Source organism: Nesterenkonia sp. K-15-9-6 (genome assembly GCF_052656005.1).
Genome location: NZ_JBQYEY010000001.1, coordinates 65,785 through 89,246, shown reverse-complemented (window position 1 = coordinate 89,246; position 23,462 = coordinate 65,785). Strand labels below are relative to the sequence as shown.

The 23,462-nt window shown below is 69.9% G+C and carries 21 protein-coding genes; 2 read left to right on the top strand and 19 right to left on the bottom strand.

Going from position 1 to position 23,462, the window contains the following annotated elements:
- Positions 1–31: 31 nt before the first annotated feature.
- The 19 genes from coaBC to SD455_RS00300 all read right to left on the bottom strand — a co-directional run bounded on the left by coaBC (position 32) and on the right by SD455_RS00300 (position 19,981).
- The gene (gene coaBC, locus SD455_RS00390; protein ID WP_344685611.1) at positions 32–1,345 is read right to left on the bottom strand and encodes a bifunctional phosphopantothenoylcysteine decarboxylase/phosphopantothenate--cysteine ligase CoaBC; all 1,314 of its coding nucleotides are present in this window, start codon (positions 1,343–1,345) and stop codon (positions 32–34) included.
- Between the two features lie 31 nt (positions 1,346–1,376).
- On the bottom strand, positions 1,377–1,640 hold the full coding sequence (gene rpoZ, locus SD455_RS00385) for a DNA-directed RNA polymerase subunit omega (RefSeq protein ID WP_070160277.1): 264 nt from the start codon (positions 1,638–1,640) through the stop codon (positions 1,377–1,379).
- 41 nt (positions 1,641–1,681) lie between these two features.
- Positions 1,682–2,251 (bottom strand): guanylate kinase, encoded by a 570-nt coding sequence (gene gmk, locus SD455_RS00380; protein WP_083277509.1) that lies wholly within the window; start codon positions 2,249–2,251, stop codon positions 1,682–1,684.
- A gap of 195 nt (positions 2,252–2,446) precedes the next feature.
- Complete coding sequence (gene mihF, locus SD455_RS00375; RefSeq protein ID WP_070160275.1) at positions 2,447–2,767, bottom strand: integration host factor, actinobacterial type; 321 nt, start codon at positions 2,765–2,767, stop codon at positions 2,447–2,449.
- Between the two features lie 142 nt (positions 2,768–2,909).
- Positions 2,910–3,758, bottom strand: a complete 849-nt coding sequence (gene pyrF, locus SD455_RS00370; RefSeq protein ID WP_070160273.1) for an orotidine-5'-phosphate decarboxylase — start codon at positions 3,756–3,758, stop codon at positions 2,910–2,912.
- Entirely contained in the window at positions 3,755–7,060 is a 3,306-nt protein-coding gene (carB, locus tag SD455_RS00365) for a carbamoyl-phosphate synthase large subunit (RefSeq protein WP_070160271.1), read from the bottom strand. Before carB ends, pyrF begins: the two co-directional genes overlap by 4 nt.
- Positions 7,053–8,207, bottom strand: coding sequence for a glutamine-hydrolyzing carbamoyl-phosphate synthase small subunit (carA, locus tag SD455_RS00360; RefSeq protein WP_070160269.1), 1,155 nt, complete (start codon positions 8,205–8,207; stop codon positions 7,053–7,055). The genes carB and carA overlap by 8 nt, the downstream gene beginning before the upstream one ends.
- 8 nt (positions 8,208–8,215) lie before the next feature.
- Complete coding sequence (locus tag SD455_RS00355; protein ID WP_070160268.1) at positions 8,216–8,716, bottom strand: PH-like domain-containing protein; 501 nt, start codon at positions 8,714–8,716, stop codon at positions 8,216–8,218.
- A 6-nt stretch (positions 8,717–8,722) separates the two neighbouring features.
- The gene (locus SD455_RS00350) at positions 8,723–10,048 is read right to left on the bottom strand and encodes a dihydroorotase (RefSeq protein ID WP_445506937.1); all 1,326 of its coding nucleotides are present in this window, start codon (positions 10,046–10,048) and stop codon (positions 8,723–8,725) included.
- Positions 10,045–11,034, bottom strand: coding sequence for an aspartate carbamoyltransferase catalytic subunit (locus SD455_RS00345; protein WP_070160264.1), 990 nt, complete (start codon positions 11,032–11,034; stop codon positions 10,045–10,047). The genes SD455_RS00350 and SD455_RS00345 overlap by 4 nt, the downstream gene beginning before the upstream one ends.
- Positions 11,031–11,606, bottom strand: coding sequence for a bifunctional pyr operon transcriptional regulator/uracil phosphoribosyltransferase PyrR (gene pyrR, locus SD455_RS00340; RefSeq protein ID WP_311024439.1), 576 nt, complete (start codon positions 11,604–11,606; stop codon positions 11,031–11,033). The genes SD455_RS00345 and pyrR overlap by 4 nt, the downstream gene beginning before the upstream one ends.
- 127 nt (positions 11,607–11,733) lie before the next feature.
- Positions 11,734–12,144 (bottom strand): transcription antitermination factor NusB, encoded by a 411-nt coding sequence (gene nusB, locus SD455_RS00335; RefSeq protein WP_311024218.1) that lies wholly within the window; start codon positions 12,142–12,144, stop codon positions 11,734–11,736.
- A gap of 3 nt (positions 12,145–12,147) precedes the next feature.
- A complete protein-coding gene (gene efp / locus SD455_RS00330) occupies positions 12,148–12,711 on the bottom strand; it encodes an elongation factor P (protein WP_311024217.1) in 564 nt (187 codons plus the stop codon).
- Between the two features lie 78 nt (positions 12,712–12,789).
- On the bottom strand, positions 12,790–14,052 hold the full coding sequence (gene aroB, locus SD455_RS00325) for a 3-dehydroquinate synthase (protein WP_311024216.1): 1,263 nt from the start codon (positions 14,050–14,052) through the stop codon (positions 12,790–12,792).
- Positions 14,053–14,079: 27 nt separating this feature from the next.
- On the bottom strand, positions 14,080–14,616 hold the full coding sequence (locus SD455_RS00320; RefSeq protein ID WP_311024215.1) for a shikimate kinase: 537 nt from the start codon (positions 14,614–14,616) through the stop codon (positions 14,080–14,082).
- A gap of 16 nt (positions 14,617–14,632) precedes the next feature.
- A complete protein-coding gene (aroC, locus tag SD455_RS00315) occupies positions 14,633–15,877 on the bottom strand; it encodes a chorismate synthase (protein ID WP_311024214.1) in 1,245 nt (414 codons plus the stop codon).
- Positions 15,878–16,001: 124 nt separating this feature from the next.
- Entirely contained in the window at positions 16,002–16,865 is an 864-nt protein-coding gene (locus SD455_RS00310; RefSeq protein ID WP_445506936.1) for a shikimate dehydrogenase, read from the bottom strand.
- Positions 16,862–18,403, bottom strand: coding sequence for an endolytic transglycosylase MltG (gene mltG, locus SD455_RS00305; protein WP_445506935.1), 1,542 nt, complete (start codon positions 18,401–18,403; stop codon positions 16,862–16,864). The genes SD455_RS00310 and mltG overlap by 4 nt, the downstream gene beginning before the upstream one ends.
- A 90-nt stretch (positions 18,404–18,493) precedes the next feature.
- Positions 18,494–19,981, bottom strand: a complete 1,488-nt coding sequence (locus SD455_RS00300) for a DUF349 domain-containing protein (RefSeq protein WP_445506934.1) — start codon at positions 19,979–19,981, stop codon at positions 18,494–18,496.
- Positions 19,982–20,081: 100 nt separating this feature from the next.
- Here SD455_RS00300 and hisS point away from each other — a divergent pair, with 100 nt between their 5' ends.
- Positions 20,082–21,407: a histidine--tRNA ligase gene (hisS, locus tag SD455_RS00295; protein ID WP_445506933.1), complete on the top strand. Its 1,326-nt coding sequence runs from the start codon at positions 20,082–20,084 to the stop codon at positions 21,405–21,407.
- Between the two features lie 162 nt (positions 21,408–21,569).
- Positions 21,570–23,381, top strand: coding sequence for an aspartate--tRNA ligase (gene aspS, locus SD455_RS00290; RefSeq protein ID WP_445506932.1), 1,812 nt, complete (start codon positions 21,570–21,572; stop codon positions 23,379–23,381).
- The last annotated feature ends 81 nt before the right edge of the window (positions 23,382–23,462 follow it).

Below are 23,462 nucleotides of genomic sequence, written 5' to 3'. Positions count from 1 at the left end.
AGCGTCGAGGCTGGCCGGTCAGCCAGCGGCTTCACAGAGCGTAAGGCGATCGCGCCCGGCGGGAGATCAGCTGCGCGGCACGGTCGACCACGGCCTGCGCGGCCTCCTGCTTGGTGCCCACCACATGGACCGGATCGGCATCACCGAGGAGCCCCTGGACGCCGAAGGACGCCAGGATATGGATCTCTGTGTCGTCCTGACCGAACACCAGGTTCCGGCCCACGCGATTCAGCACGAGCAGCTCGCATCCCTTGCGCAGCAGTTTGGCCTGTGCGAGGTCCAGCGGATCGTTCTCCGCGTCGCCGGTCTCGGCGGCGAAGCCGACGATGACGGTGGGACCGGTCCCTCGCTCGGCGCGCCTCCGCACCGTCGTGGCCAGGATGTCCGGATTGCGCTGCAGGTGGATGACCGGGTCCGTGCCGTCGTCGGTCTTCTTGATCTTGGCCTCGGCATAGTCGGCCGGACGGAAGTCGGCGACTGCCGCCGCCATGAGCAGCAGGTCTGCTGCGGCGGCCGCGGACTCGACGGCGGCATGCAGCTCCTCGGCCGTCTCGACGGTCTCCACCGTCAGCCTGTCCTGAGCCGCCGGTGCCGGGACGTCCATCACCCCGGCGATGAGGTGCACCTGCGCACCCGCGGCCAGCGCGGCCTCGGCCAGTGCCAGTCCCTGTTTCCCGGAGGAGCGGTTGCCCAGGTATCGCACAGGGTCCAGCGGCTCGCGGGTGCCCCCCGCGGTGACGACGACGCGCCGCCCGGACAGCGGGCCCTCCGACGGGGTCACGGCGCCCGACGGCGGCCCCGGGTCTGCGTCACCAGGGCCCTCGGCGAGGACCCTGCGGAGGTGCGCGTGGATGTCGTGGGGCTCGGGCATCCGGCCCGGACCCGAGTCGGCGCCTGTCAGCCGCCCGACAGCGGGCTCCATGACGTCGACCCCGCGCCGACGCAAGGTCTCGACGTTGTCGGCGGTGGCGGCGTTGCGCCACATCTCGGTGTGCATGGCCGGCACGAGCACCACCGGCGCCTCGGTGGCCAACAGCGTGGACGTGAGAAGATCATCGGCCATGCCGGCCCGCACCCGGGCCATCAGGTCGGCGGTGGCCGGTGCCACCACGACCAGGTCCGCCTCCTGGCCGAGGCGGACATGCCGCACCTCGTCCACATGAGAGAAGACGGAGGTGCTCACCTTCCGCCCGCTGATGGCCTCCCACGTGGGACGGCCCACGAACTCTTCCGCGGCGGCGGTCGGAACGACGTCGACCTGATGGCCGTCCTCACGGAGCAGTCGCACCAGGTGCACGGCCTTGTAGGCCGCGATGCCTCCGCTGACTCCCAGGACGATGCGCATCAGGTCGATCGGTGCTCTCCGGACCGTAGGGTCAGGATGCCGGGTTCTCGGCGGGGTGGTTGACCAGCAGGTCCTGGTCGATCTCCCGCAGAGCGATGGACAGAGGCTTCTCGTTGAGCTTCGTGTCCACCAGCGGGCCGACGTACTCGAAGAGCCCCTCGTGGAGCTGCGCGTAGTAGGCGTTGATCTGGCGGGCGCGCTTGGCGGCGAAGAGCACCAGGGCGTACTTCGAGTCGCTCTTGCCCATCAGGGAGTCGATCGGCGGGTCGATGATGCCTTCGAGCTGCTCAGTCACGGAAGAAAGGTCCTTGTCGGTCGCGTGTGGTGGGCCGTCGATCAGACGGCGTCCTTCTGGAAGCCCATGAGGGCGACGAGTTCGGCGGCGGCGCGGTCGAGGTCGTCGTTGATCACGGTGACGTCGAACTCCGATTCTGCCGCAAGCTCCATCTTAGCGGTTTCCAGGCGCCTCTGCTGTTCCTCGGGCCCCTCCGTACCCCGCCCTGTGAGGCGAGACACCATCTCGTCCCACGACGGCGGCGAGAGGAACACGAACTGCGCCTCGGGCATGGTCCGCCGCACCTGCCGGGCCCCCTGGAGGTCGATCTCCAGCAGGACGCTGCGTCCCTGGCCCAGGGCCTCCTCCACGGTGGATCGCAGGGTCCCGTAGCGGTGCCGCCCATGGACGGTGGCCCATTCGAGGAAGGCGCCCTCCTCCACCAGGCGGTCGAACTGCTCGGGCGCGACGAAATGATAGTCGACGCCGTCAGCCTCCCCCGGTCGCGGATCGCGGGTCGTCGCAGAGACCGAGAAGCAGACCTGCGGATAGTTCTCTCGGATGTAGCGGCTCATCGTCGACTTCCCCACAGACGTGGGGCCTGCGAGCACGGTGACCTTGGGCTCGTTCACTGCGGTGGACTCCTCGGCGCGGTCCGAGCCGCTCGACGGCGGCCGCGGAACCTCGGTGTGGTCGGTGGGCCGAGGCGGAACAGTCCCGGCCGGAGCAGGACCGACGCACCTCAAGCCTGGGCATCAGGATGTCGTCCATCCTAACGTCCGGACGAGGCCCCGCCGACCGAGACGCGGGGCAGCACACGGGCCGCTTCAGGCCAGCTGAGCCAGATGTCGGGCCAGAGCGGTCCGCTGCTTGACGCCGAGTCCACCGATGCGCCGGTTCTCGGAGATCCCGAGATCCTCCAGCGTCCGGGCGGCCGTGACCTTCCCCACGCCGGGCAGCGCCTCCAGCAGCTCCACAGTCTTCAGCCGGGCCACCGCCTCGGAGGTCTCGGCCTTGGCCAGCACGTCGTCGAAGCTGATCTTCCCCGCTCCGAAGGCCTCCTTCAGCTCGGCCCGCTCGATCCGGGCCGCGAGGGCCTTCTGCCGGGCGATGTCGCGCTCTTCCTTGCTCAGTTCTCGCAGGGCCACGGTGTTCTCCTCTGCTGCGCCGCCTATGACATGTGGCAGAATCTAGCCTCATTTGTGCCCAGGGGCAATAGCCAGTTCCCCCAGATCAGGCGGCGACAGCCCCGGACGCGGCGCGGTCGAGCGTCCAGACGGACCTGGACGGTCAGTCGCCCAGATCGGCCACGGTGCGGTCGATCGCAGCGGTCAGCGAGGCGACGTCGGGTCCGTGCGCGAGGATCCCTCGGGAGGAGTTGACGACCACCTGCCGGTGAGCCGGGCCGAAGCCTCGCCGCAGGTCCTGCGCCGTCGCCCCCTGCGCCCCGTATCCCGGAGCGAGCAGCGGCATCGCCCCTGCGGTCAGGTCGACACCTGCTTCTTCCGCCAGGCCCGCCGTCGTCGCGCCGACCACCAGGCCGATGTCTCCCAGGGCGCCGTCGTCGACCACGTCGTTCTCCGCGGCGGCCCGAGCGGCGATGCCTGCGGCCACCGTCCCGTGGGCGTCCCGTGCCAGCTGGACCTCCCGCCCTTCGGGGTTCGAGGTCAGCGCCAGCACGAACAGCCCGGCGCCATGGCGGCGGGCCGCCTCGACGGCGGGGCTCAGCGAACCGAAGCCCAGGTACGGGGAGACGGTGAGCGCATCGGCGGCGAGGGCGGCGTCGGGGTCCAGCCACGCCTCGGCGTAGCCGGCCATCGTCGAACCGATGTCGCCCCGTTTCGCATCGGCGATCACCAGCAGCCCCTCCCGGCGGGCGGCCTGCTGCAGCTCGGCCAGCACGCTCAGGCCCGCAGGCCCGAACCGCTCGAAGAAGGCGACCTGCGGCTTGATGATGCCGACCCGACCCACCGCGGCATCCAGCACGCGGCGGCCGAACTCCCGGAGCCCGGCGACGTCGTCGGCCAGGCCCCACTGAGTCAGCAAAGCGGCGTGCGGATCGACGCCGACGCACAGCCGACCGTGGCGACGGATCGCCTCGGCCAGCCGTGCGCCGAACTGCGGAGGGCGCTCGCTCATGAGGAGAGCTCCGCGAGCCGTGCCGCGTGGTCCTGCAGGGAGGTGACCGACCAGCTGAACTGGCGCAGCGCCTCGATCGCCAGGACCGCGGCGCCGAACTCCGCCACCGTGGTGATCACCGGAGTGCCCACCGACGTCGCCGCCGCACGGATCTCGTAGCCGTCGCTGCGGGCGTCCCCACCCGAGGGCGTGTTCACGATCAGGTCGATCTGCCCGGACTCCACGAGGTCGAGGATGGTCTCCCCCTCCCCCGGGGCGTCGGCGATCTTGCGCACCACCGAGGGGTTCAGGCCGTTGCGCCGCAGCACGTCCGCGGTGCCCCCGGTGGAGACGACCTCGAAGCCGAGGTCCACCAGGCGCTTGACGGTCATGATGACGGCGCGCTTGTCCCGGTTGGCCACCGAGACGAAGACCTTGCCGGAGGTCGGCAGCGGGTTGCTCGCCGCCTGCTGAGACTTCGCGAAGGCCGTGTCGAAGTGCTTGTCGATGCCCATGACCTCACCGGTGGAGCGCATCTCCGGACCCAGCAGCGAGTCCACCACACGCCCCTCAGGGGTGCGGAACCGGTTGAACGGCAGTACGGCCTCCTTGACGGACACCGGGGCGCCCGGGGGCAGCAGGGATCCGTCACCGAAGGTCGGCAGCAGCCCGCCTGCCGGGTGGCCGGAGCCCGCCCGCAGCTCGCTGATCGAGACGCCCGTGCCGATCAGCGCGGCGGCCTTGGCCAGCTGCACGCCGGTGGCCTTGGAGACGAACGGCACCGTGCGTGAGGCCCGCGGATTGGCTTCGATGACGTAGAGGACGTCGGAGGCGACGGCGAACTGGATGTTGATCAGGCCACGGACCCCGACGCCGGCGGCGATCGCGGCGGTCGCCTCCCGGACCCGCTCCAGCACGTCCGGTCCCAGGGTGATCGGAGGCAGGGCGCAGGCCGAGTCGCCCGAGTGGATCCCGGCCTCTTCGATGTGCTCCATGACACCGCCCAGGTAGAGGTCCCGGCCGTCGAAGAGGGCGTCGACGTCGACCTCGATCGCGTCCTCCAGGAACCGGTCCACCAGCACGGGATGCTCCGGGGTGACCTCGGTCGCGTTGGCGATGTACCGGGCGAGTCCAGGCTCGTCGTAGACGATCTCCATGCCGCGTCCGCCCAACACATAGGAGGGCCGCACCAGCACGGGATAGCCGATGCCGTCGGCCACCCGCTTGGCGTCCTCGAAGCTCACGGCCGTGCCGTTCTTCGGCGCGATGAGCCCGGCCTGCCGCAGCACCTGGTCGAACTCGCCACGGTCCTCCGCCAGATCGATGGCCTCCGGCGACGTGCCCAGGATCGGCACCCCGGCGTCGGCCAGCTGCTGGGCGAGCTTCAGCGGCGTCTGACCGCCGAGCTGGACGAACACCCCGTGGACGCCGCCGGTCCGCTCCTCGGCGGCGATGACCTCCAGGACGTCCTCCAGGGTCAGCGGCTCGAAGTAGAGCCGTGTGGAGACGTCGTAGTCGGTGGAGACGGTCTCCGGGTTGCAGTTGACCATGACGGTCTCGTAGCCCGCATCCCGCAGCGCCATGGTGGCATGCACGCAGGAATAGTCGAACTCGATGCCCTGGCCGATCCGGTTCGGCCCCGAGCCCAGAATGATGACCGAGGGCTTCTCGTGGTCGCTGATCTCATCCTCACGGTCGTAGGACGAATAGTGGTACGGCGTGTAGGCCTCGAACTCGGCCGCACAGGTGTCCACCGTCTTGAAGACCGGCCGGATGCCCAGTGCGTGGCGCACACCCCGCACCACGGCGGGGTCCATGTGGCGCAGGGCGCCGATCTGCTCGTCCGAGAAGCCGTGCCGCTTGGCGGTGCGCAGCACCTCCGGGCTGAGCTCACGTGCCTCAGCGATCGTCTGGGCGGTCTCGTTGATCAGCTCCAGCTGGTCCAGGAACCACGGGTCGATGGCGGTGATCTCGTGCACCTGCTCCAGGCTGGCCCCGGAGAGCAGCGCACGCTGCACCTGGTGGATACGCTCGGTGGTCGGCGTGGCCATCTTCTCCAGCAGCTCGGCGAGCTCCTCCTGGCCGGCGGGGGTGAAGTCGAACTCCGAGCCCCGCTGCTCCAGGGACCGCTGGGCCTTCTGCAGCGCCTCGCTGAAGTTCCGCCCGATGGCCATCGCCTCACCGACAGACTTCATGGTGGTCGTCAGCGTGGTGTCGGCGGCCGGGAACTTCTCGAAGGCGAAACGTGGGACCTTCACCACCACGTAGTCCAGCGTGGGCTCGAAGCTCGCCGGGGTCTTGCGGGTGATGTCGTTGGGGATCTCGTCGAGGGTGTAGCCCACCGCGAGCTTCGTGGCGATCTTGGCGATGGCGAACCCGGTCGCCTTCGAGGCCAGCGCTGAGGAGCGCGAGACCCGGGGGTTCATCTCGATGACGACCACCCGCCCGGTCGCCGGGTCCACTGCGAACTGGATGTTGCAGCCGCCCGTGTCGACGCCGACCTCGCGGATCACGTTGATCGCGATGTCGCGCAGCTTCTGGTATTCCCGGTCGGTCAGCGTCAGCGCCGGGGCCACGGTGATGGAGTCGCCGGTGTGCACACCCACCGGGTCGAGGTTCTCGATCGAGCAGACGACCACGACGTTGTCGTTGGCGTCGCGCATCATCTCGAGCTCGTACTCCTTCCACCCGAGGATCGACTCCTCCAGGAGCACCTCCGTGGTCGGGCTGTACTGCAGTCCCGTCCCGGCGATGCGCCGCAGGTCCTCGGCGTCGTAGGCGAGCCCGGACCCCAGCCCTCCCATGGTGAACGACGGCCGCACCACCATCGGGTAGCCGAGGTCCTCGGCCGCCTCGAACGCCTCCTCCATGGAATGGACGATCCGCGAACGGGCGGACTCGCCGCCCGAGCGCTCCACGACGCCCTTGAACTTCTCGCGGTCCTCACCGAGCTCGATAGCGGCGATGTTCGCCCCGATCAGCTCCACGCCGTACTTCTCCAGGACGCCGTCCTTGTCCAGCGCGATGGCGGTGTTCAGCGCCGTCTGCCCGCCCAGAGTGGGCAGGATCGCGTCGGGACGCTCCTTCTCGATGATCTTGGCGACGACGTCGGGGCTGATCGGCTCCACATACGTGGCGTCGGCGAACTCCGGATCGGTCATGATGGTTGCCGGGTTGGAGTTGACCAGGATGACGCGGATGCCCTCTTCCTTGAGCACGCGCAGGGCCTGGGTCCCCGAGTAGTCGAACTCTGCCGCCTGGCCGATGACGATCGGGCCGGAGCCGATGACCAGCACGGAGTTGAGGTCTTGACGCTTAGGCATTGTCCTTCACTTTCATCAGCTCGACGAAGCGGTCGAAGAGGTAGGCGGAGTCGTGAGGTCCGGCGGCGGCCTCCGGGTGGTACTGCACCGAGAAGGCCGGGATGTCCAGGCAGCGCAGCCCCTCCACGACGCCGTCGTTGAGGCTGGAGTGGCTGACCTGCACGCGGCCGTATCGCGACTCCGGGGCGGTGGTGGTCTCCCCGACGGGTGCGTCCACCGCGAAGCCATGGTTCTGCGAGGTGATCTCCACCTTGCCGGTCAGATGGTCCATGACCGGCTGGTTGATCCCGCGATGCCCGAAGGGCAGCTTGTAGGTGCCGAAGCCCAGCGCGCGGCCGAGGATCTGGTTGCCGAAGCAGATCCCGAAGAACGGCACTCCGGCGTCGAGGACCTCCCGCAGCAGGCCCACCTGGGTGGCTGCCGTGGCAGGGTCCCCGGGGCCGTTGGAGAGGAACACGCCGTCGGGCGAGACGGCCTCGATGTCCGCGAAGGACGCCGTCGCCGGCAGGACGTGGACGCGCAGCCCGCGCTCCGCCATGCGGACCGGCGTCATCGTCTTGATGCCGAGGTCGAGCGCGGCCACGACGGCGAGGGGCTCCCCCTGCCAGCCGTGGTCGGACGGCTCCACGACGTAGGCCTGCTCCGTGGTGACCTCCTCGGCCAGGCGTGCGCCCTTCATCGACGGCTGGGACCGGACCTCGTCGACGAGCTCCGCCACGGGACGCGAAGCGGCCTCCCCGGAGAAGATGCCGGCCTTCATGGCGCCGGCGGTGCGCAGATGACGGGTCACCGCACGGGTGTCCACTCCCTGAATCCCGACGACGTCCTGCGCGACGAGCTCCTCGTCCAGGCTGCGTCGGCTGCGCCAGTTCGAGGGACGCCGCGCGGCGTCACGGACCACATAGCCGGCCACCCAGATCCGGCGGGACTCCGGGTCCTCGTCGTTGACTCCGGTGTTTCCGATGTGCGGGGCCGTCTGCACGACGATCTGACGTGCGTACGACGGGTCGGTGAGGGTCTCCTGGTAGCCGGTCATGCCGGTGGCGAAGACCGCCTCCCCCAGACGGGAGCCTCGGGCCCCGTAGGCGGTCCCCTCGTGGACGGTGCCGTCCTCGAGGACGAGGAGGGCAGGATCGATGGTGCTCATAGGTGGGTTCACTCCTCGGTCAGTCTCTTCAAGTGGCTCAGCAGCTGCTCATGGGCCTCGGCGTGCCGCGCACGGAAGGCCGTCTCCACGGACTCCTCCCCCAGCTTCCAGCCGATGATGAGGGCGCCGTCGCGCTCGACGAACTTACCCACCACCCCGCGGTCGGTGCGCGTATGGGTCAGCTGGTCTCGGGTGATGAGATAGTTCCGCGCTCCGGCACGGAACACGGCCACACCCTGGTCATGGACCTCGATCCGACCGTCGGTGCGGATCCCCAGGCCGTGCACGGCCACGCGGTCCAGGTAGTCCGAGGCCTTCACCGTGCCGATGACCATGCCCTCGCCGGCGGCCAGCGGCTCGGCGTCGATGATCTCCGGCACGATCGTGGCCGGCTCCGGCAGCCCGGCCTGTCGTCTCTTGCGTCCTCGCCAGCCCCACCAGAGCATCAGGGCCGCGACCACGATGATCGCGAAGGACACATAGAAGTAGTTCAGATAGACCTGCGTCATGCGGGGTCAGTCCGCCTCTCTGCCGGTGAGCGAGGTCTGCAGCGCACCGTCGGCGACGACGCGGTGTCCCGCCAGGAAGGTGGAGTGGACCCGGCCCGGCAGCTCCATGCCGGAGAACGGGGAGTTCCGGCCCTTGGTGGCATGCTCCTCAGGACGCACGGTGCGGCGCGCCTGCGGGTCCACCAGAATCAGATTCGCAGGCTCGCCGACGGCCAGCGGGCGGCCCTGGTGCCCGTGGCGTGCGATCTCCGCCGGACGCACCGAGGTGACCTCCGCGAAGCGCCGCCAGTCCATCATGCCGGTCTCGACCATCGTGTGCTGCACCACCGAGAGCGCCGTCTCCAGCCCGGTCATCCCCATCGCGGCCTGGTGCCACTCGCACTCCTTGAGCTGCGTGGGGTGCGGGGCGTGGTCGGTGCCGACGACGTCGATCGTGCCGTCGGCCAGCGCCTCGCGCAGCGCCTGGACGTCCTCAGCCGTGCGCAGCGGCGGATTGACCTTGTACACCGGGTTGAAGCTGCGGACCATCTCCTCGGTGAGGATCAGGTGGTGCGGAGTGACCTCGGCGGTCACGTCGATTCCCCGCTCCTTGGCCCAGCGGATGATCTCCACCGACCCCTTCGTGGACACGTGGCAGACATGGAGACGCGACTCCACGTGCTGAGCCAGCAGCACGTCACGGGCGATGATCGCCTCTTCGGCCACTGCCGGCCAGCCGGGAAGCCCCAGCACCGAGGACACACAGCCCTCATTCATCTGAGCACCCTCGGTGAGCAGCGGCTCCTGGGCGTGCTGGGCCACGAATCCGTCGAAGGACTTCACATACTCCAGTGCCCGACGCATCAACACCGGGTTGTGCACGCAGATGCCGTCGTCGGAGAACATCCGGACCTGGGCGGAGGACTCGGCCATCGCGCCCAGCTCAGCCAGGTTCTCACCGGCCAGCCCGACCGTGACGGCCCCCACGGGATGCACCTCGGTCCAACCGGACTCCAGCCCCAGACGGTGGACCTGTTCGACGACGCCGGCGGTGTCCGCCACCGGTGAGGAGTTCGCCATGGCGTGCACGGCGGTGAAGCCGCCCAGGGCGGCCGCGCGGCTGCCGGTCTCCACGGTCTCGGCGTCCTCGCGCCCGGGCTCGCGAAGGTGCGTGTGCAGGTCCACCATGCCGGGGAGCGCGATGAGGCCGGTGGCGTCGATGGTCTCCAGCGGCACGCCCTCCCGCGGCGCGGCCGTGTCGGCCCCGAGAGTGGCGATCTTCCCGTCCCGCAGCACCAGGTCGGCAGTCGTCTCCCCGAGGATCTTGGCACCGAGGATCAGGTGGTCGGTCATGCGGAACTCCCGTCGTCGTGACTCTGTGAAAGCAGCAGGTGCAGCACCGCCATGCGCACCGAGACTCCGTGCGAGACCTGGTCGAGCACCCGGTTCAGCGGAGAGTCGGCGGCGGCTGCGGAGATCTCCACGCCTCGGTTCATCGGCCCAGGGTGCAGGATCATGGCTCCGTCCCCTCCGGGGCCGTTGAGACGTTCCACCCGTGCGAGGCGCTCGTCGGTCAGGCCCCACCGGCGCGTGTACTCCGCCGGTGTGGGGAAGAAGGCTCCGCCCATGCGTTCGGCCTGCACGCGCAGCATCATCACGGCGTGCGGTCCCGAGGCCAGCGCCTCGTCGAAGCTGTAGTGCACGCTGACGGGCCACTGCTCCACACCCACAGGCAGCAGGGTCGGCGGAGCGACGAGGCCGACCTCGGCGCCGAGAGTGTTCAGCAGCCACACGCCGGAGCGGGCGACCCGAGAGTGCAGGATGTCCCCGACGATCAGCACCCGCATACCGGTCAGGTCCGTGCCACGAGGCCCGTGGCCCCGCCCAGCGGCCCAGCCTCGGCGCAGCGTGAGCGCATCCAGCAGCGCCTGTGTGGGATGCTCATGGGTGCCGTCTCCGGCGTTGACCACCGCGCAGTCCGTCCAACCCGAGGCCGCCAGCTGTGCCGCGGCGCCGGAGGCCCAATGGCGCATCACGATCGCGTCCGCTCCGATGGCCTCCAGGGTCTGGACTGTGTCCTTCAGCGACTCGCCCTTGGAGACGGAGGAGCCCTTCGCCGAGAAGTTCATGACGTCCGCGGAGAGGCGTTTCGCGGCGGCTTCGAAGGAGATCCGCGTCCGCGTGGAGTCCTCGAAGAAGAGGTTCACCACGGTGCGGCCCCGCAGCGTGGGGAGCTTCTTCACCTCGCGGGTGGCCACCGCGCTCATCTCCTCGGCGGTGTCGAGGATGCTCAGCGCGTCGCTGTGGGACAGGTCCGCGGTGGAGAGCAGGTGCCTCATGGGCGTGGCCCCCTCTCGATGAGCACGGCCTCGTCCTCGGCGGCGACGCCGTCGACGTCGGCCAGGCGCACCGAGACGCGTTCGTCCCGGGAGGTCGGCAGGTTCTTGCCCACGTGATCGGCACGGATCGGGAGCTCGCGGTGGCCGCGGTCCACCAGGACGGCCAGGCGCACCGCACGGGGGCGTCCGAGGGCGGAGAGGGCGTCCAGCGCGGCGCGGACGGTGCGGCCGGAGTAGAGCACGTCGTCGACCAGGACGACGGTGGCGTCGTCGACGCCGGCCTCGGGCACCCGGGTGGGCTCCGGGGTGCGTGCGCTGCCGGTGCGCAGATCATCCCGATACATGGTGATGTCGAGGGAGCCGACCCCGCGCACGGGGTCGAAGGCCCCGTCGATGCGGGCGAGCCGTTCACCCAGGCGACGGGCCAACGGGACACCCCTGCGGGGGATGCCGAGCAGCAGGAGACCGTCGACGCCGCGATGGGCCTCGACGATCTCGTGCGCGATGCGCGTCAGTGCCCGCTCCACATCAGGGGCGGACATGACCTGTGAGGTCTCTGGTGTGGTCACCAGGCGACTCCTTCCTCGCCTCACGGGACGATCATTAAAGGAGACAGCAGGATATTCAGCTGTTCGGATCCACTCTAGCGGATCCCGGGAACCTCTCCCCGGTGACGCTCCGCGGAGACCGGGAGCAGAGTCAGTCCAGAAGGGTCGGCTTGAGCTTCTGCAGGCGCCCCAAGACTCCGTTGACGAAGGGCGGGGACTCATCCGTGGAGAGTTCCCGCACCATGGCCACGGCCTCGGCGACGGCGACGCCGTCGGGGATGTCGTCGTTGTAGAGCAGCTCCCAGGCGCCGATGCGCAGCGCCATCAGGTCCACGCGCGGCATGCGCTCCAGGCTCCAGCCCCGGGAGTAGGTGGTCAGCAGCTCGTCGATCCGCTCGCGGTGGGAGACGACGCCGTCGAGGACGGTGACGACGTAGTCATCGACCACGAGATCGGCCTTCTCCCGGCGGACCCGGAGGACTTCGAGCGGCTCGGCTCCACGCTGCTCCGCCTCGAAGAGGACCTCCAACGCACGGCGGCGCGCCTTGCTTCGACGGGCCACGGGTCAGTCCGTCACACGGCCGAGGTACTCGGAGGACCGTGTGTCCACCTTGACCTTCGTGCCCTGGTCGACGAAGAGCGGCACCTGGATCTCGTGGCCGGTCTCCAGGGTGGCGGACTTGGTCCCGGCCGAGGAGCGGTCGCCCTGCAGGCCCGGCTCCGTGTAGGTGATCTCCAGGACCACCGACGGCGGCATCTCCAGGTACAGCGGCGTGCCTTCGTGCAGCGCGATGCTGACCTCCTGGGACTCCAGCAGGAAGTTCGCGGCATCCCCGACGACGGAGCCCGGAACGGTGATCTGGTCGTAGTCCCGCAGGTCCATGAACACGTAGTCGTCGCCGTCGGCATAGAGGTACTGGTAGTTGGTGCGGTCCACCGTGGCGAACTCCACCTTGGCGCCGGCGTTGAAGGTCTTGTCCACGACCTTGCCGGAGGTGATGTTCTTCAGCTTGGTCCGGATGAACGCTCCGCCCTTGCCAGGCTTGACGTGCTGGAACTCCAGGGTGTTCCAGAGCTGGCCCTCGAGCTTGAGGACGGAACCGTTCTTGATGTCGTTGGAGGTGGCCACTGATTGCCCTTCTTCACATCGGATGCGGGTGTCCGCGCGCCGGTCGGCACACGGCACGGCTGTGCGCGGTTGTCGATTCTACAGGGAGACCGTGGTGCCCTCGTCCGACTCCGCGATCTCCTGGTACGTGGCGAAGAGGATCGAGGCGTCAGGGATCTCCACGGTGGCGGGCTGACCCTGCCCTGCCAGGAGCACGAACCGCAGCTGATCGCCGCGGTTCTTCTTGTCCCGGCGAATGCCTTCGAGCAGCTGGTTCCAGCGGTCGTCCCGGTAGGTCACCGGCAGGCCCAGAGACGTCAGCACCGACCGGTGGCGGTCGGCCGTGGCGTCGTCCAGGCGCCCCAGGCTGCGAGCCAGCTCCGCGGCGAAGACCATGCCCACCGAGACCGCCGCCCCGTGGCGCCACTGGTAGCGCTCGGCCAGCTCGATGGCGTGGGCCAGGGTGTGCCCGTAGTTCAGCGACTCGCGCAGCCCGGACTCCTTCGGGTCTTGGCCGACCACCGAAGCCTTGACCCGGATGGCCCGCTCGATGAGCTCACGCAGTTGATGCGAATGCGGATTCTGTGCCTGTTCGGGCGACGATTCGATGATCTCCAGGATCTTCTCGTCAGCGATGAAGCCGCATTTGACCACCTCGGCGAGACCGGCGACGAGCTCGTTGCGCGGCAACGTGAGCAGGGTGTCCAGGTCAGCCAGCACTGCGGCGGGCTGGTGGAACGCGCCCACCAGGTTCTTGCCTTCGGACGTGTTGATGCCGGTCTTGCCCCCGACGGCGGCATCGACCATGGCCAGCAGCGTGGTGGGCATGTGGACCACTCGCACCCCGCGCAGCCAGGTGGCGGCCACGAAGCCCGCGACATCGGTCACCGCTCCCCCACCGACGGCGACCACGGCGTCGGAGCGCGTGAAGTCGTTCTGGCCCAGGACCTGCCAGCAGAAGGCGGCCACCTGGATGTGCTTGCCCTCCTCCGCGTCCGGGATCTCTGCGACCACCGCCTTGTAGCCGGCATTCTCCAGGTCCTCGCGGACGACGTCGCCGGTGGCGCGCAGCGCGCGGGGGTGGATGACGAGCACACGCTCGGCCTGGGATCCGATCATCTGCGGCAGGCGCCCGAGCAGGCCGTTGCCGATGACGACGTCGTAGCCGAGCTCCTGGCCACCTGTGCCGCGGCCCTCGCCGACGGTGATGACCGTGGGCTCAGCGCCCGTCGCGGGGCCGCCGTCGGGCGTGGTGCTCTCGAGGGAGGCACCCTCAGAGGAGGCGCTCTCGGGGGCGGGGTTCTCGGGCGCAGTGTTCTCGGGTGCAGTGTTCTCGGGCGCTGGGTCTGCCTGCGGACTCATGGAGTGAGGTCTTCTCCTCGGGGTGTGTCAGTGGACGGCACGGAGTGCCGAGACGATGGTATCGACTCGTTCGTCGATCGTCCCCTCGGCAGGCGGAACGACGACGTCCGCGCATTCACGATACAGGGCCTCACGCTCTGCGTAGATCCGACGCCAGGAGGACACCGGGTCGTCCCCGAGGACCGGGCGTGTGGAGCCGTCGCCGAGACGCTGCCGCGCCTGCTGCTCGGTGAGGTCCAGCATCACGACCAGCTGACTGCTCAGGGTCTCACGGGTCCGCGGGCTGAGGATCGAGCCGCCGCCGAGGCTGATGACGGACGGGCGTGGCGAGTCCAGCAGTTCGGCGACCACCTTCTCCTCCTCCGCGCGGAAGGCCTCCTCGCCGTGCGTGGTGAAGTACTCGGCGATGCTGCCATGACGTGCGACGAAGAAGTGGTCAGTGTCGACGTGCGGCCGGCCCAGCCGACGGGCCAGCGCCGATCCCACCGTGGACTTGCCGGAGCCCATCGGCCCGATGAGCACGATGTTGCGCGCCAGATCCTGGGTGCGTCCAGTTCCCACCATCAGTCTCGCTCCGCTGTCAGTCCTGCATCGCGGCAGGCGCCTGCAGCGGATCGCCGTCGGTGCCGGCACGCTGCGGGTCGGAGCCGAGCTCCGGGAGCCCGGAGAGGTAGGACTCCAGGTTCCGCCGCACCTCTGGGAGGCTGTCGCCGCCGAACTTCTCCAGCACGGCCTGGGCGATCACCAGGGAGACCATCGCCTCGGCCACGACGCCGGCGGCCGGGACGGCGCAGACGTCCGAGCGCTGGTGGTGGGCGGTGGTCGGCTCGCCGGTCGCCGTGTCCACGGTGCGCAGGGCCCGCGGCACCGTGGCGATGGGCTTCATGGCGGCCCGCACCCGCAGCGGGGTGCCGATGCTCATACCCCCTTCGATGCCTCCCGCCCGGTTGGTGGCGCGGCGCACCGCGGAGCCGGCGGGCTCGATCTCGTCATGCGCCTGGGAGCCGCGCCGCCGCGCCGTGCGGAAGCCATCACCGACCTCCACCCCCTTGATCGCTTGGATGCCCATCAGCGCACCGGCGAGCCGGGCGTCGAGGCGCCGGTCCCAGTGGACGTAGGACCCGAGCCCGGGAGGCAGGCCGTCGACGACGACCTCGACCACGCCGCCGAGGGTCTCGCCCGCCTTGTGAGCGTCGTCCACCTCCGCGACCATCCGCTCACTGGTGGCCGGATCGGTGCAGCGCAGCGGATCGGCGTCGAGACGCTCGACGTCGCTCGCCGACGGGGTCTCCACCTGCTCAGGGACCTCCACGGACCCGATCGCGGTGGTGTGGGAGACCGTGGTGATACCCAGGTCCTGGAGGAACGACTGCGCGACGGAGCCCAGCGCCACCCGCGTGGCGGTCTCGCGCGCCGAAGCACGCTCCAGGACCGGGCGGGCCTCCTCGAATCCGTACTTCTGCATGCCCGTGTAGTCGGCGTGGCCGGGACGCGGCCGTGTCAGCGGGGCGTTGCGGGCGAGTCCCTCGAGCTCGGCGGGGTCGACCGGGTCCGCCGACATGACCTTCTCCCACTTCGGCCACTCCGTGTTCCCCACCTCGATGGTCACCGGAGCGCCGATGGTCAGACCGTGCCGGACTCCGGCCAGCAGCCTGACCTGGTCCTTCTCGAACTTCATGCGGGCTCCGCGCCCGTAGCCGAGACGACGACGCGCCAGGGCGTCCTGGACCGCCTCGGTGCTCAGCCGCACCCCGGCGGGAAGGCCCTCGATGATGCCGACGAGGGAACGGCCGTGTGATTCTCCGGAGGTCAGCCAGCGCAACATGGCCTCCATGATGCCATGTCCCGGGGGCGCACGACGGCGTCATCGGACGTGATTCCGCCTGGTGGACGCCTCGTGGACGCCTGGGGGGGGCGACCCGGCGCGCCGGGCGCCCCGGCCCGCCGGCTCAGAAGGGCAGCGTCTCCCGCATGCGGGAGACCATCCGCTCGTGCTCCACTGCGGGCAGATCCGCGGCCGGATGCGGGGTGCCCGCGCTGAACCGGTGCACCTGCTCGACCGCCTGGTGGAGCAGCATGGCCAGCCCGGAGACCACCTGTCCGCCGGCACGCTCCCAGGACTCCGCCAGCGCAGAGGGCCAGGGGTCATAGGCCACATCCAGCAGCGGCAGGCGGCGCCCCAGACGAGGCAGGTGCGCGGAGAGGTCGTCCGCGGCACGAGGCGGAAGCGTCGAGACCACCGCGCCGAGCTCCTGGCCAGCGACGTCTCGCGGCAGAGCCTCGAGGGGCTCCCGCCGAAGGCAGAGTCCCAAGGCCTCGGCCACCGGCTCGAGCGAGGCCGCCCGCGCCGCCGAGCGGGCATAGGAGGAGACCTCGGTGAAGCCCAGCTCAGCCGCCGCCGCCAAGGCGGCCGCCGCCGTCGAGCCCGCACCGATCACGCCGAACCGGCCCGAGGCCGCCAGGAGGCCGGCCTCCTGGAGCGCGACGACGATCCCGTCCACGTCAGTGTTGTCGCCGACGAGCCCGTCAGGCCCGTGGACCACAGTGTTCAGCACCCCCAGAGTCTCGACCCGGGGCGAGACGACGTCCATATGCGGGACCATGGCGGACTTCAGCGGCATGGTCACGGACCAGCCGACCCAGCCGGGCTGCGCCCCCTCCCCCGTCAGGAAGTCCGGCAGACCCGCGACGTCGACGTCGCGGCGCGAGTAGGCGATGTCCACCCCCAGCACCGCGTAGGCGGCCCCGTGCAGCGCCGGAGAGAGGGAATGGCCGATGGGGTGCCCCAGCACCGCGGCTCGGGAGGGGGTCACTCGCCCTCCTCCACCTCAGCCTCGGCGGCCTCCTCCTCGGCCGGGCTGCAGACGCCGGGGTTGTCGTCGCAGTATTGGTTGAACACCGCGACGTCGTCCAGATGCTCCGCGTAGGTCTCGTTGAAGCGGGTCTCGCCGGTCTCGACGTTCACGGTCACCCAGTAGTAGTAGTCCGTGTCGGCGGGGTCGACGGCGGCCTCCAGCGTGCCGGGCGTCGGCGCGGCGATGGGGCCGGGCGGCAGTCCCTCGTGCACGTAGGTGTTGTACTCGTTCTCCGGGTTCAGCCGCTCGGACTCCGGGAAGTGCAGGTCGCCGGACAGGCCGAGGCCGTAGTTCACGGCTGCATCGATCTGCAGCAGGCCTCCGGTCTCCGTGTTGTCCGGGTCCAGCCGGTTCTCGATCGCACTGGCGATCACCCGGTAGTCCTCCGGCTCGGAGTGGTTGGCCTCTCCGGTGATGAGCGACGCGATGATGACTGCTCGCCACTGCTCGTCCTCGTCGGTGATGCCGGCATCCTCGAACTCCTCGAACGTCCGGTCCACCATGGCCTGCAGGATCTCTGTCGGCTCCGGGTCCTCCTCCAGGCTGAAGCGGTACTCGCCGGCCGCCAGATAGCCCTCCAGGGTCTCCGCCTCCTCGGGCAGGCCGAAGTCAGCAGGGTCCTCTGCGGCCTCGCGGAAGTCGGCCTCGGGGATCCCTGTGGCGTCAGCGACTGCGGAGAAGACCTCATCGATCCGCCATCCGGCGTTGACCCAGACGACTCCCTGAGCCTCCCGGTCCGGGGTCAACGCGCTGACCGCGTCGGCGGCCGGCATCTCCTCGCGGACCTCGAACTCTCCGGCCTGCAGGACTCCGAGATCGTCCGCATTGCGCAGCGCGTCGCGCAGCGCCTCCTGGCTGGCGATGATCCCCTCCTCAGCGAGCCGTCGGCCGACGACCTCCCAGCCCTCGCCCGGGTTCACCTCGAACGTGACCGTGTCTCCGGCTTGGGTCTCGTAGTCCTCGGGGCCGGAGAGCAGCCCGCCGAACACCGCGTTGAAGACCACGGCGAAGATGACCACCAGTGCGGCGAAGCCTCCGAACACGAGTCCGAGCGTGAGGTTGCGGCGACGCCGACGTTCGCGACGCCGCGTGAGGATCTCTCGGCTGGTGCCCGTGTCGAGCGGGGTGACGGTCTGATATCCCCGCCCGTAGCTGGAGGACGTGATCAGCAGCGGTGCGCCGTCCGCATCGTGCTCCACGTGCTCCTCCAGCACGTGCTCCTCCGGGCCGAGGATGTCCTCGGCCGGAGACACTGGGGCGACGGGCGCGTCCTGGACAGACTCGGCCTCCCCGGAGGTCGCCGCGCGAGGTGCCTCCGATACGCCCTCCCCCGCGGTGGCGCCGGCCGCTCCGATGGCCTGCTCGAAGGGAACCCGCCCCGAAGGCGTCGCCTCCGCGGCCTGCCTCTCCTCCTCAGCCCTGGCACGCTCCCGGGCCTCGCGGATCTCACGGCGGCGCCGGCGGGAGCCCGCCTGATGCGGCATGTCATCGCTCACGCGGGGGTCCTCACTGGTGTCGGCGGCACATGTCGATGCGATTGTAATCTATTCGTGATCCGAGTTCCGGGAGGCCGGCGGACCGGAGGATCAGGCCGATTCCTCGATCATCCGACGCCAGCTGCGGCGGGCCTCCAGAGCCTCCTCCGCCTCGGCGATGGTCCGGGCGTCGCCGTGGGCACGCGCCCGCTCGAGCTCCTGCTCCAGGCCGGCGATGGTCTCGTCGAGCTGGTGCAGCATCGAGTTCTGGCGCGCCACCGTCTCGGGATCCGTGCGCCGCCAATGGGCCTCCTCGGCCTCCCGGAAGGCGTCCTGGACCCGCTTCAGAGCCCCTTCCATCCGCTTGACGTCGCCCCGGGGCACTCGCCCAGCCGCATCCCAGCGCTCGAGCAGCGCGTGGTAGCGGTCGCGGATCGTCTCGGGGGCGGTGAACGGCATCAGCGCCTCCAGCTCCTTCAGGAGCTGCTCCTTGACCTCCAGGTTCGCCTGGTACTCAGCGTCGATCTCGGCGTTGGCCGCGTCCCGCGCAGCGAAGAAGACGTCCTGCGCCTTCCGGAAACGCGCCCACTGGGCGTCGTCGCTGCGGCGTGCACCTCGGCCTGCCGCTTTCCACTCGTCCATGAGGCGGTGGTAGGCCTTCGTGGTGGGTCCGAAGTCCGTGCTGTGCTGGAGCTCCTCGGCGCGGACGATCAGCTCCTCCTTGATGCGCTTGACCTCAGAGTGCTCCTTGTCCCGGCGGCTGAAGAACGCCCGACGCTCCTTGTCGAATGCGCTCCGGGCGGCCCGGAACCGCTTCCAATAGGGGTCCTCCTGAGCTTTGGTCAGGCGCGGCGGCTTCTTCTGCTCCGCCTTCCACGCCTCGAAGAGCTCGCTCATGCGTTGCTGGGCCGATTTCCAATGCTGGGCGGCGGGATCGGTGGCGGCGATCGCCTCCGCCTCCGCCACGATCCCCTCCCGGACCTGAAGGTGCTCGGCCACAGCCTGCTCGGCCTGTTCCTTCTCCCGTGTCGCCAGGGCCTCGATGCCGTGGGCCAGCTCGTCCAGCATGCCGCGCAGAGCGGCCACGTCGCCCACCCAGGCTCCGCCGTCGAGCTCCGCGAGGAGCGCCTCCCGGCTCTCTCGGAGGGCCTTGGCCCCGTCGGCGGACGCCTCGACCCGGGCCTTGAGCAGCAGCGCGCGGTCAAAGAGGTCGTCGAACTTCCGGGTGAAGTACTGCAGAGCCTCCTCCGGCGTCGCGCCGGGGTACTGGCCGACGTAGACCTCATCGGCGGCCGGCTGCGCGGTGCTCCGGATCTCCTCCGGCTGCTCCGACTGCTCCCGGGGGGCGACTGCCCCTGCCTGATCTGCCGGCCCTGCCTGATGTGCCGGCCCTGCCTGCTCAGCGGCAGGAACCTGCTCGGCCTCAGGCGTCGGCGCGGGCGTCTGGGCCGAAGACGCATCCTGCGCGGCGGAAGGTTCGGGCGCGCCCGACGCCGTCGGCGCCTTCGCGTAGACGTGGCCGTCGTCGTCGACGCGGGCCATCTGCCGCGCCTCGTCGAGAGTGGTCTCGTGGTGTCCGGGTCTGACTGCGGGACTCATGGCCACCACCCTACCGGCACCGCACACGACCTGCGACGCGGCCGCTATGATGGACCGGTCTGTCGACCCCGTCACCTCCAGTGAGGAGCGCCCACCCCGCATGGCACGCACAACGTCCCTCTCCGGCTTCACCGAGTGGCTCCCCGACGAGCGTCTGGTGGAGCTCCATGTGCTCGACACCCTGCGGGAGGTCTTCGAGCGGCACGGGTTCGTCTCCATCGAGTCCCGAGCCGTGGAGACGGTGGACACCTTGCTGCAGAAGGGAGAGATCGACAAGGAGATCTACGGCGTCTCGCGGCTGCAGGCCGACGAGGACGCCGAGGCTCGCCTCGCACTGCACTTCGACCTCACGGTGCCCTTCGCTCGGTATGTGGTGGAGAATGCAGGCCACCTCTCCTTCCCCTTCCGTCGCTACCAGATCCAGAAGGTCTGGCGCGGAGAACGCCCTCAGGAGGGCCGGTCCCGCGAGTTCACCCAGGCAGACATCGACATCGTCGGTGACGGCTCGCTGCCCTTCCGTTGCGACGTCGAGCTGGCTGTGGTGATGGCGCGCGCGCTGGAGTCGCTGCCGATCGGCGACTTCCGGATGCGGATCAACAACCGCAAGCTCTCCGAGGGGTTTTACCTCGCGATCGGCCTGGAGGACACCGCCGCGGTGCTGCGGGCCATCGACAAGCTCGAGAAGATCGGCCCGGAGAAGGTCGCCGCCGAGCTGGCTGAGACGGCCGGCGCGACGGAGGAGCAGGCGCAGAAGGCGCTGGCGCTGGCACAGATCCGGACCGAGGACCTCAGCTTCGTGGACCAGGTCCGGGCTCTCGGCGGGGAGCACGAGCTGCTGGAGGCCGGCCTGACCGAGCTCGCCGAGGTCATGGGTGAGCTTCAGCGCCGCGTCCCCGGGCGGGCCGTGGCCGACCTGTCCATCGCCCGCGGGCTGGACTACTACACAGGGACTGTCTACGAGACCGTCCTGGTCGGTCATGAGTCTCTCGGGTCGGTCTGCTCCGGCGGCCGCTACGAGTCCCTGGCCTCCAAGGGGAAGCGCACCTTCCCGGGGGTCGGGCTGTCCATCGGCGTGACCCGCCTGCTCTCGCGCCTGCTGGCTCAGGGACACCTGACCGCCAGTCGCTCGGTCCCCAGCGTGGTCTACATCGCGCTGCGCACAGACGAGGACTGGGGATCCGCCCAAGACGTCGCCGACCAGCTGCGGTCGCGCGGGATCAACGTGGAGGTGGCGCTGCGGGCCGAGAAGTTCGGCAAGCAGATCCGTCACGCGGATCGACGCGGCATCCCCTTCGTCTGGTTCACCGACGAGGACGGTCGCCACGAGGTCAAGGACATCCGGTCCGGGGACCAGGTCTCGGCCGATCCGCAGACCTGGACGCCGCCGCAGGAGGATCTGTCCCCGCGGGTGGTCCCCGCGGGCTGACCCCGGTCGCCGACGCTCCGTGTCGGCGCAGCAGAGCACACGACGACATCAGCACACATCCAGACAGCTACAGACATCGGCCCATCAGGCCCCAGGACAGAGGCAGCACCGAGGTCGGCCGGCAGAACCCGGACCGACAGCGGGCCCTCCAGGGAGGACATCGTGCTTCGCACACACCACAACGGCGCACTCCGCGCCGAGCACATCGGACAGACTGTCACGCTGACGGGCTGGGTCGCCCGCCGTCGCGACCACGGGGGCGTGGCGTTCCTCGACCTGCGGGACGCCTCAGGCGTCGCCCAGGTCGTCGTGCGGGACGAGGAGGACTTCGCCCCGCTGCGCAATGAATTCGTCCTGCAGATCCGCGGGACGGTCGAGCGCCGCCCGGAGGGCAACGAGAACCCGAACCTGGCTTCCGGCGAGGTGGAGGTCATCGCGGACGAGGTCACGGTGCTGAACACTGCCGACCCGCTGCCGTTCCAGGTGGACGAGCACGTGGAGGTCGGTGAGGAGGCGCGCCTGCGGCATCGCTATCTCGATCTGCGCCGCGAGGCACCGCAGCGTGCCCTGCGGCTGCGCTCGGAGGCCAACCGTGTGGCCCGGGAGTTCCTGCACACGCAGGACTTCACCGAGATCGAGACGCCGACGCTGACCCGGTCGACGCCGGAGGGTGCGCGCGACTTCCTGGTCCCCGCCCGCCTGGCCCCCGGCTCCTGGTACGCACTGCCGCAGTCGCCGCAGCTGTTCAAGCAGCTGCTGCAGGTCGGCGGTTTCGAGAAGTACTACCAGATCGCCCGCTGCTATCGGGACGAGGACTTCCGCGCCGACCGTCAGCCGGAGTTCACCCAGCTGGACATCGAGGCCAGCTTCGTGGACCAGGAGGACATCATCGCGCTGACGGAGGACCTGATGCGGCGGCTGTGGCGCCTCATCGACGTCGAGCTTCAGGCTCCCCTGCCGCGGATCACCTATCGGGAGGCGATGGCGCGCTACGGCACCGACAAGCCGGACCTGCGCTTCGGCCTGGAGCTCGTGGAGCTGACCGACTACTTCGCGGAGACGCCGTTCCGGGTGTTCCGGGCCCCCTATGTGGGCGCGGTCGTGATGCCCGGCGGTGCCGACCAGCCGCGCCGCACCCTCGATGCCTGGCAGGAATGGGCCAAGCAGCGCGGGGCCAAGGGTCTGGCCTACGTGCTCGTCTCGGAGGACGGAGAACTGGGTGGCCCGGTGGCGAAGAACCTCTCTGACCAGGAGCGCGCCGGCCTCGTCGAGGCGGTGGGCGCGAAGCCCGGCGACTGCATCTTCTTCGCCGCCGGAGAGGTCAAGACCTCCCGCGCCCTGTTGGGAGCGGCTCGCGTAGAGATCGCCGAGCGCACCGGCCTGATCGACCACGACGCCTGGTCCTTCGTGTGGGTCGTCGACGCCCCCATGTTCGAACCCGCCGCCGAGGCCACCGCGGCAGGCGACGTGGCCGTCGGCTCCGGCGCCTGGACCGCAGTCCACCACGCCTTCACCGCCCCGAAGCCGGAGTTCGCCGAGACCTTCGACCAGGACCCCGGTGAGGCGCTGGCCTACGCCTACGACCTGGTCTGCAACGGCAACGAGATCGGCGGCGGCTCCATCCGTGTGCACCGTCGCGAGATGCAGGAGCGGATCTTCGCCGTGATGGGCATCGCCGAGGAGGAGGCCCGGGAGAAGTTCGGATTCCTGCTGGACGCCTTCAAGTTCGGTGCGCCTCCGCACGGCGGGATCGCCTTCGGCTGGGACCGCGTCGTGGCCCTGCTGACCGGTGAGGACTCGATCCGCGAGGTCATCGCCTTCCCGAAGTCCGGCGGCGGATTCGACCCGCTGACCGCCGCACCGGCGCCGATCACTGCCCAGCAGCGCAAGGAGGCCGGAGTCGACGCCCGTCCCGAGCCGAAGGACGGGGCATCGGACGGCACCCCGAAGCAGACGGTGGAGGCGGCGTCCTGACCCAGGACATGACCCTTCCTGCGTCCGCCTGTCCTCTGGCGACAGCATGACATCAGGCCCGGCCGGAGTCTTCTCCGGCCG